Source organism: Aminobacter sp. P4_D5 (assembly GCF_056401815.1).
Window position 1 is genome coordinate 1 of sequence record NZ_JBFUIP010000686.1, and the last position, 723, is coordinate 723.

The 723-nt window shown below is 69.7% G+C and carries 1 protein-coding gene; it reads right to left on the bottom strand.

Annotated elements, in window-relative coordinates; translation table 11 throughout:
* The coding region (locus AC1DWF_RS34330) for an acyclic terpene utilization AtuA family protein (RefSeq protein ID WP_476842952.1) at positions 1 to 723 on the bottom strand (723 nt) is incomplete at both ends.

Below are 723 nucleotides of genomic sequence, written 5' to 3' on the forward strand. Positions count from 1 at the left end.
GGCCTTCCGGGCGCTGCCGTCCACCAGGGAGGATTCGGTGCGGAACAGCTCCGAGGGATCGAGCACCGGCAGGACGTGGTTCAGCGTCCATTCGTAGCCGGGCTTGCCGATGAGGATCTCGTCCGACATCAGCGCCGCGGCGCCGGCCGTGCCCTTCACCTCCTTGAGCCGGGCGTAGAACAGGTTGMGCGCCGCCAGCGCGCAGATCTCCTCCGCGCGCTTCGCGTCCTGGCAGACAGTCTCCACGACGATGCCGAGCTCGTGCGGGTGCGCCGGCGGCGTCGGCTCCAGTGCGCCCATCACGCCGTCGCGGCCATAGGCATGGTAATGCACGGTCCAGCCGGATGTTTCCGGCGTGCCGAAGCGCTCGGCGAGCCGGGCGCGCGCCCAGTCCATGGCCTTGTCGATGTTCTCGATGGTGTCGGGGTCGCGGTTGCCCACGATGGCGAGCCGGCGCTCGCCGACCTTGCCGGCGCCCTCCAGCTTCACCATGACCGGCTCGGACGGAACGAAGCGGGCGCCCGTGGCACGCGCCGTCGTCTCGTCCCAGGTCTCGTAGCGGACATCGGTCATGTCGACATGGCCGGAGGCGACATATTCGCGGAAGGGATCGCGGCGCTCGTACATCGCGTGGCTGGCCAACGAGGCGGGGGTGCAGCGCTGACCGGGATGCATCGCGGTCACGCGGATGTCGTCCTCGGAGATGCGGCCCAGGATGCTCTC